Origin of the sequence: Streptococcus hepaticus, from assembly GCF_043656315.1 — a bacterium.
Classification (GTDB): domain Bacteria; phylum Bacillota; class Bacilli; order Lactobacillales; family Streptococcaceae; genus Streptococcus; species Streptococcus hepaticus.
In genome coordinates this window covers 1-8,210 of record NZ_JBINIY010000027.1, presented here as the reverse complement: position 1 = coordinate 8,210, position 8,210 = coordinate 1, and the positions used below count along the sequence as shown (strand labels likewise).

At 44.2% G+C, this 8,210-nt stretch carries 7 protein-coding genes; 1 reads left to right on the top strand and 6 read right to left on the bottom strand.

Annotation, left to right across the window (positions count from 1 at the left end):
- Nucleotides 1-233 precede the first annotated feature (233 nt).
- The gene (locus ACHUFA_RS10725; RefSeq protein ID WP_394406039.1) at nt 234-908 is read right to left on the bottom strand and encodes a rhomboid family intramembrane serine protease; all 675 of its coding nucleotides are present in this window, start codon (nt 906-908) and stop codon (nt 234-236) included.
- 121 nt (nt 909-1,029) lie between these two features.
- Here ACHUFA_RS10725 and ACHUFA_RS10720 point away from each other — a divergent pair, with 121 nt between their 5' ends.
- Nucleotides 1,030-2,361: an MATE family efflux transporter gene (locus ACHUFA_RS10720; protein WP_394406037.1), complete on the top strand. Its 1,332-nt coding sequence runs from the start codon at nt 1,030-1,032 to the stop codon at nt 2,359-2,361.
- Nucleotide 2,362: 1 nt separating this feature from the next.
- Here ACHUFA_RS10720 and ACHUFA_RS10715 read toward each other — a convergent pair whose 3' ends face one another.
- The 5 genes from ACHUFA_RS10715 to tkt form a co-directional block, all read right to left on the bottom strand.
- A complete protein-coding gene (locus ACHUFA_RS10715; protein WP_394406035.1) occupies nt 2,363-2,902 on the bottom strand; it encodes a 5-formyltetrahydrofolate cyclo-ligase in 540 nt (179 codons plus the stop codon).
- A gap of 1 nt (nt 2,903) precedes the next feature.
- Nucleotides 2,904-4,034, bottom strand: coding sequence for an N-acetyldiaminopimelate deacetylase (locus ACHUFA_RS10710; RefSeq protein ID WP_394406032.1), 1,131 nt, complete (start codon nt 4,032-4,034; stop codon nt 2,904-2,906).
- 122 nt (nt 4,035-4,156) lie between these two features.
- The gene (gene dapD / locus ACHUFA_RS10705; RefSeq protein WP_394406030.1) at nt 4,157-4,855 is read right to left on the bottom strand and encodes a 2,3,4,5-tetrahydropyridine-2,6-dicarboxylate N-acetyltransferase; all 699 of its coding nucleotides are present in this window, start codon (nt 4,853-4,855) and stop codon (nt 4,157-4,159) included.
- 104 nt (nt 4,856-4,959) lie between these two features.
- The gene (locus ACHUFA_RS10700; protein WP_222348772.1) at nt 4,960-6,039 is read right to left on the bottom strand and encodes a beta-N-acetylhexosaminidase; all 1,080 of its coding nucleotides are present in this window, start codon (nt 6,037-6,039) and stop codon (nt 4,960-4,962) included.
- A 136-nt stretch (nt 6,040-6,175) separates the two neighbouring features.
- Nucleotides 6,176-8,146, bottom strand: a complete 1,971-nt coding sequence (gene tkt / locus ACHUFA_RS10695) for a transketolase (protein WP_222348774.1) — start codon at nt 8,144-8,146, stop codon at nt 6,176-6,178.
- Between the last annotated feature and the right edge of the window lie 64 nt (nt 8,147-8,210).

The window sequence follows — 8,210 nt, the reverse complement described above, 5'->3', positions numbered from 1 at the left end:
AGCATAGCTGGTGGTTTTCTCATTTTTCTCTCCGAGAAAAACTGGCTGGAAGCCATAATAGAACCTAGGACAGAAGTCCTAGGTTTTATACTATTATTAGGATTAACAGTTTGACGCTGTGGTTGACTGAGCTCTAATACGTTGATCAATCAACATTTTATTGTCCTACTCAGCTGTTCGGAGGTGTGACTACAAAATCGATTTCTACGAAATCACGATTTTTGTCACACTCTCTATTTGATTGCCAAAAAGATGAGAATGAGAGCCAGACCAACATAAGCTAGCCAGACGAGGAGGCGTTGTCCTTTGGTAAAAAGCCAAGGTTCTCTTGGAAGGACCAGCATAAATGCACAGAAAGCCCCTCCTATCAAGCCGCCGATATGGCCCGCAATACTAATATTTGGACTGATAAATGTGACGATGAGATTGGCAATAAGCAAGCCTACATAGCGTTGCCCTAAAAATCGGACATAGGCACTCCGAGACTGGTAGCGGAGCACAGCCATTACCCCAAAGAGACCAAAAAGAGAAGAGGACGCACCTGCTGCTACGACATCTGGCGTAAAATAGAAGACAAAGACGTTTCCCATTAGCCCCGAAAGCGAGTAGAGGGCCAAAAAACGCCAAGGCCCGAAAATGTCTTCTACTTCGTAACCAAAAATCAAGAGCGTAAAACCGTTGAATAGAAAATGCTCCCAGCCAATATGGACAAAAATAGGGGTTAGCAATCGCCATATCTGCGTTACATCTTGGCGCACAGCCAAGCCAAAAAGCCCACCAAAATCGAAAATAGTCTGAGAACTAGTTGCTTGACCAAATCGTAAAATCTGCATGGCTAAAAAAACAAGAGTCGTTATTCCCAGTAAGCAATTGGTCACTGGATAGTCTCTCTTAAAAACTTGGTTCATCTCTTCCTCCATAAAATACTGTAATAGTAGCACAATTCCAATTGATAAGCAAGTTTACTTTATTTTTACCATTTATTGCAGTAAAATCATGGTATAATGGTGTCTATGAAGGAGAGAGAACGTGCACGATTTAACCAAAGGAAATCCCCTAACAGTCATTTTAACTTTTACCATTCCTTTATTAATAGGAAGCTTTTTCCAGTTAGCCTATAACTTTGCGGACTCCATGATTGTGGGACACACGCTAGGACAGACAGCCTTTGCAGCGGTTGGAGCAACAGGGAGCTTGACCTTTTTAATTATCGGCTTTGCCCAAGGACTGACGTCAGGACTTTGTATCGTTACCTCTCAAAAATTTGGGGCTGGAGATGATGCCGGCATTCGCGCTAGTTTTGTCCATGGACTCTTCTACTCTTTAGTCGTCAGCATTTTGTTGACAGTTGTTTCCATGGTATGGCTGAAGCCTTTACTGGTTCTCATGCAGACCCCGGAAAATCTTATCCAGCATTCCTATCGTTTCTTACTGGCCATCTTCGGTGGTATGGTTTTTACCATTTTATACAACTATCTTTCTAGCGCTATTCGTGCTTTGGGAAATTCAAAAACGCCTTTAATTGCGCTCATTATCGCTTGCTTTATCAATATCATCCTTGATTTTATCTTCATTCTAAATTTTCACATGGGAGTTTTCGGGGCTGGTCTAGCGACAGTTATTGCCCAAATTTTTTCGGTCATTTACTTGCTGGCTTACATCTATCTCAAGGTTCCGTATTTTCAAGTAAAGGCTAGCGATTTTCATCTGGACAAGGAAAATCTCAAACATCATGCTCGATTAGGGTTTCCTATGGCTTTTCAAGCCAGTATCATTGCTCTTGGAGCCATTACTCTCCAAGTCACCCTTAACAAACTAGGAACAGACGCGGTGGCAGCGCAAGCTATTGCCAGTAAAACAGACCAACTCGCTATGTTGCCCATGGTAAATCTGGGGCTAGCGATTTCCACCTTTAGCGCCCAGAATTACGGCGCTAGAAAATACCAACGTATTTTAGACGGGCTCAAAAAAACCTTGGTCATCAATATTGTTTGGTCTATCTTCTTCGCTATTATTTTAGTCCTTTTTAACCAATTTTTCTCTGGACTTTTCCTGTCCGATGGGAGTCAAACTGTCTTCCACCTGGCTCTGGTCTACTATATTATCAATGGCTCTTGCTACTGGATTTTGGCTATTCTATTTATTCTGCGCAGCTTTATCCAAGGTTTGGGGTATGGATTTGTTCCAACCTTAGCAGGTTTCATGGAACTGGTCATGCGGGCTGGCGTTGCCATTATCGGACTGATCTATTTTGGATTTGAAGGCGTTGCTGCTGCTAACCCAGCTGCCTGGATCGGAAGTGTGCTGGTACTCATTCCAAGTACCTTGATTTTACGGAAAAAATTGAAAAAGGAAGCCTAGATTAGGCTTCCTTTTCTGCTACCAAGACCTGTTGAACTGCAATATCAAAAGAATCTTGGGTAAAATCTTGCACCTGAAACGGGTAAATCGTACTGACTGTTTGCCCTTGAAAATCAACCAAGTAGCGGTCATAAAAGCCACCACCATATCCGACACGAAATCCAGCCTCATTCCAAGCCAGACCGGGAACATGAATGAGGTCAATGGCGGCTTTATCCACTACTTCTCCTGAAATGGGTTCTGGCACACCAAAGGAAGATAGCTGAATATTATCCGCCCCATAGTCTAGAAAAACCATTTGCCGATCTGGCAAAACCTTGGGAACGACCACTCGTTTTCCATCTGTCAAGGCTTGCTGGATAAAGGGTAAAGTATTGAATTCCAAGGCCGTAGACAAATAGGTGGCAATCGTCGTCGCAGACTCATAGGCTGGTAAACTTGTTAGCTTGGACAACAAGGCTTTGTCCCGACGCCGTTTCACTTTCCCTACTTGCTCTTTCATAAGCGCTAACATGTCCTTACGAAGGTTTTTTTTCTCCATGTCAACCTGCTTTCATCTTCAAAAAGGCACTGATATGCTCTACGCCAAACGGCAGGGCAGCTTCATTTGGGCTCATCATAGGGTGATGAAGAGCGTACAGTGTCTCAATGCCCAACCAGAACATAACGCCTGGTACTTTTTGCAGGAGATAGCCAAAATCTTCTCCCGTCATAGCTGGCAGACAATCGATCAGCTGTACACCTTCTCGCTCATCAAAAAAGTTCATCAAGTCACTAGCCAGTGCTGGATTATTTTCCACAGGGAGATAACCGCCTTGTTTTAAGTCAACCACGACTTCCATGCCAAAGGAAGCAGCCACACCTTCCGCTAAGGTCCGCACACGCTCTTGCATGAGGAGACTCATATCCTGAGTTAAACTACGAATAGTCCCATGAAGAAAGGCTTCATCCGCAATGACATTATTGGTTGTTCCTGCTCGCATGTCACCGAAGGTCACCACACCACCTTGAATGGGGTCAACATTTCGACTGACAACGGTCTGAACTTGGGTCACAAAATGCGCTGCGGCTACTAAGGCATCATTTGCCATATGAGGAAAGGCTGCGTGACCACCTTTTCCTTTAAAGGTGATTTTTACTTCACAAGTTCCTGCGAAGAGAGTCCCTGTATTGGTCGCGATTTCGCCTACTTTTAAATCTGGTCGCACATGAAGGGCGTAAAATTCATCTGGTAACCAATCCCCAAAAGCCTCATCTTCATACATGAGCATGCCACCTGCTTCATTTTCTTCTGCGGGTTGGAAGAGAAAAAGAACACTGTGTTTAGGCTGTGTCTGCACTAGTTCATTGAGCAAACCAAGCGCCACCGTCATGTGCATATCATGCCCACAAGCATGCATGCGACCCTCGTGGGTACTAGAAAATTCCAGACCTGTTTGTTCAACGATAGGAAGTCCATCAATATCCGTGCGCCAGCCAATAGTCTTTTCTGGAGCAGAGCCATTTAAGAAAACAAGGATCCCCGTACGCCACGTGCGTTGCTCTACAAAAGCTTTACCCGCTGTAATGTCAGCGATTTTTTCCAAAAGATAAGCCTGGGTCTTAAACTCCTCCAAACCAATTTCAGGAATTTGGTGGAGGTCACGACGGATAGTCACTAAATCTAAAGTCATAGGTTTCCTTTCAAAGAAAGAGGCTAGGCTAAGTAGCCAACCTCTCTAATGATCAATAGCGCTCAGTCAGTGGCAAAGACAAGGTCAACAAAGAACCCTGACAACACTCGACTAAGGCATTTTTACAAGTTACGAAGAGCATCTTCAAGCGCTGTTTTTTGTTGTGTTTTTTCGTCAATTTCTTTGATAACACGTGCTGGTACACCTGCTACAACCACGTTTTCTGGAACGTCTTGGGTCACAATAGCTCCCGCAGCCACAACTGAACCACTGCCAACTTGAACACCTTCGATGACAACAGCATTGGCACCCACCAAAACATTGTCTCCAATACGAACAGGCTCTGCTGAGGCAGGCTCAATGACACCAGCAAGGACAGCACCAGCACCGATATGGCTATTTTTACCAACAGTTGCACGGCCACCGAGGATAGCCCCCATATCAATCATGGTCCCTTCCCCAATTTCAGCACCGATGTTGATAACAGCTCCCATCATGATAACCGCATTATCACCAATCGTTACTTGGTCACGAATGATGGCACCTGGCTCGATACGCGCATTGATGTCGCGTTTATCAAGCAATGGTACCGCTGAATTACGGCCATCTTGCTCAACCACATAATCTTTATTTTCAGTTAAGTTAGCAAGCAATGGCTCAATATCCTTCCAGTCACCAAAAAGTACATTGCCAAGCTTGGTCACAGGTTCAGGAACAGCGCCAGCCAATTCTCCTTCAAAAGTCACCTTAACATTGGTTTTTTTCACCGCATTGCCAATAAAAGCAATAATTTCTTGCGCCGACATTTTTTGAGCTGTCATAAATAGTCCTCTTTCATTGATATTACTGTATAGTATATCAAAAATTCAGAAAATTTGGAAATTTAGTGCTGAAAAAATAGATACTTTCGTACCTACTTTTCTGTCTATTTTTCAAATTGTTGAGCGAATTTTTCCATGAGTTCTAAGACGACGGTTTCGTCATAGTCTTTTTCTGGTTGGTCGCACCAGACTGCGAACATAGCACCCCATTGGCTAACTTCGCCCGCTTCTTGATTTGGTAATTGGTTACTTGGAACTCGATCCATACCCGCTCGGCTTTGGTCAGCATGGTAATAACCGTCCTCTTCCACCAAACGCCCCAAAACATAATACCAGGCGTCGTTAGTATTGAGAAGCGCATGCCCTTGTTCCTGTAAAAATGCAGGTTTGGCAACGTCGTAGCCTTCCCAGCCACCAGTCCAGTAAGAAATCATGACTTCTTTGTCCAATGGATAAGCCGTCTCTCCTGCAAAGTAGAACCCGTCATTAAAGACAATCGGCTTCATGCCAAATGATTTGACCAACTCAGCTAAGTCATTGACATAGTTGATAAAGGTCTCGTAATGCCCCAGATATTGCAGGGCTGAAAATCCATTGCTTACCCCTTCAACTGCTGACGCTTCCACATATAAATCATTGGCAAACTCATCTGCACCAATGGTAAAGTATTCCACCTTACCTGCAAAATAAGCTAAGTATTTTTTCATCAACTCTTTTACAAATGAGCAAGCAGCAGCATTTGTAATATCAAGGGTGCGCTTAGATGTCAAGTCCCCATGGTGATGGCGAGGGCTCTCCAGACCCAAGTGTTCCATGGCCGTCAAAATAGCATTCATGTGCCCTGGCGAGTCAATCGCAGGAATGAATCCTAAACCTAACTCCTTGGCATAGATTATCAAGTCTGTCAATTCGCCCTCGGTCAAACAACGACCATTATCCGCCGCATAATAGCATTCATTACCGATACGCACAGCCTCAACTACTTCCGCATGAACATATGTCTGATCATCCACTTCCAGAGACATATCGTCGAGAACAAAGCGCAAGCCTTCATTTCCCAAAAGAAGATGAAAATCTGTGTAGCCCAATCCGCTAGCTGCATCCATCAGTTTTTTTAATGCTTCTGGAGAAAAATACTTTCGACCTGCATCTAGTGAAAAAACACGTCTTCCTGTTTCTGTCATAAGAACCTCCAAAATTCCCGTTTTTCTGTATTATAAACCGCAACAGACCAGAAAGCCCTCCACATTCTTTATCAGCTACTCCACAAAACATAGAGAAAAAACTGACCTCCAAGGAAGTCAGTTTTAGAAAGTTTCATTACAAGCTATTCACAACCTTTACGACGTTTTCAACTGTAAAGCCATAGTTTTCGATAACAGTAGCTGCTGGAGCTGACGCACCAAATTTGTCGATACCGATAACTTGTCCATCAAGACCAACATATTTATACCAGCTTTGTGTTGCTGCCATTTCGATGGCCACACGACGACGAACAGCCGAAGGCAAGATTTCTTCTTTGTAAGCTGCATCTTGAGCGTCGAAGAGTTCTGTTGAAGGTACTGAAACAACGCGGACTTTTGTACCAGCTGCTTCCAATTCTTTGGCTGCAGCCACTGCCAAGTTAACTTCTGAACCTGAAGCAAGCAAGATTGTGTCAAAATCTGGTGTTTCGTAAACAACGTAGGCACCTTTAGCCACTTTGTCAAAGTCAGTTCCTTCTTCAACTGTCAAGTTTTGACGTGTCAAAACAAGAGCTGTTGGTGTTGATTGACTTATCAAAGCCAAGTACCAAGCTGCTTGTGTTTCACGCGCATCAGCTGGGCGGATGACATTCAAGTTTGGCATTGCACGAAGTCCTGCCAAGTGTTCGATTGGTTCGTGAGTTGGTCCATCTTCACCAACGGCGATTGAATCGTGTGTAAAGACATAGGTCACTGGCAAACCTTGCAAGGCTGACAAGCGGATGGCTGCTTTTACATAGTCTGAGAAGACGAAGAAAGTACCACCGTAAACACGAAGACCACCGTGAGCTGCCATACCATTCAAGATGGTACCCATAGCAAATTCACGAACACCAAACTGGATGTTACGGTTAAGCGGATGAGCTGCATCTTGCAAGCCATCTGCCTTGATGTAGGTCATATTTGAGTGAGCCAAGTCAGCTGAACCGCCAAGGAAGTTTGGCAATTTTTCAGCTGCAACGTTCAAAGCGTCTTGTGAAGAGTTACGAGTTGCTTGTGAGAAGCCTGCTTCGAGAGCTGGGAAATCTTCTGGCTTGATTGCAACTGGGTCTTGACCTGCAAGGATAGCAGATACCTCTTCAGCCAATTCTGGGAAGGCTGCCTTGTAGTCTGCAACCAATTTTTCCCAAGCTTCAAAGCTAGCTGCACCACGGTCTGTTACGTTTTCTTTGAAATCTGCATATACTTCTGCAGGTACTTCAAATGGCGCATAGTCCCAACCAAGATTTGCACGAGTTGCGGCTGCTTCTTCAGCACCGAGAGGAGCACCGTGAGAAGCATTTGAACCAGCTTTAGCAGGTGAGCCGTAACCGATAACTGTCTTGACTTCAATCAAGCTTGGTTTACCAGAAACTTTAGCTGCCTCAATGGCTGCGTGGATCGCTTCTACATCTGTACCGTCTTCCACCAAGGCCGTATGCCAACCATAGGCTTCATAGCGTGCACGAACATTTTCTGTGAAGGCATCTTTGGTTTCACCGTCCAAACAGATGTTGTTTGAATCATAGAGAACCACCAATTTGTCCAATTGTTGAAGACCTGCGTAAGAAGCTGCTTCTGAAGATACACCTTCCATCAAGTCGCCATCACCACAGATTACATAAGTGTAGTGGTCAAAGAGATTGTAGCCTTCTTTGTTGTATTTTGCAGCAAGGAAACGTTCTGCTTGAGCAAAACCAACTGCTGTTGAAACACCTTGTCCAAGAGGACCAGTTGTCGCATCCACACCAGCTGTGTGACCAAATTCTGGGTGACCTGGAGTTTTTGAACCCCATTGACGGAATGACTTGATCTCATCCATGGTCACATCTGCAAAACCTGACAAGTGTAAAAGAGCATAGAGCAACATTGAACCGTGGCCAGCAGATAAGACAAAACGGTCGCGGTTAATCCAGTTAGGTTGAGCTGGATTGATATGCATGTGTTTAGTGAAAAGGCTGTAGGCCATTGGCGCTGCACCCATCACCACTCCTGGGTGACCTGATTTTGATTTTTCAATCGCATCAATACCTAGGAAACGAATTGCATTTACGGAAAGAGTTGACATAAGTTCCTCCTAAATTTTTAGATAGTTCTATTATAACATAAAGCGTTTTCTATTTGTACCCGAT

What these genes read in the sequence shown, in the direction of transcription:
- ACHUFA_RS10725 (WP_394406039.1), bottom strand. Translation starts at nt 908, where the DNA reads ATGAACCAAGTTTTTAAGAGAGACTATCCAGTGACCAATTGCTTACTG.
- ACHUFA_RS10715 (WP_394406035.1), bottom strand. Translation starts at nt 2,902, where the DNA reads ATGGAGAAAAAAAACCTTCGTAAGGACATGTTAGCGCTTATGAAAGAG.
- ACHUFA_RS10710 (WP_394406032.1), bottom strand. Translation starts at nt 4,034, where the DNA reads ATGACTTTAGATTTAGTGACTATCCGTCGTGACCTCCACCAAATTCCT.
- dapD (WP_394406030.1), bottom strand. Translation starts at nt 4,855, where the DNA reads ATGACAGCTCAAAAAATGTCGGCGCAAGAAATTATTGCTTTTATTGGC.
- ACHUFA_RS10700 (WP_222348772.1), bottom strand. Translation starts at nt 6,039, where the DNA reads ATGACAGAAACAGGAAGACGTGTTTTTTCACTAGATGCAGGTCGAAAG.
- tkt (WP_222348774.1), bottom strand. Translation starts at nt 8,146, where the DNA reads ATGTCAACTCTTTCCGTAAATGCAATTCGTTTCCTAGGTATTGATGCG.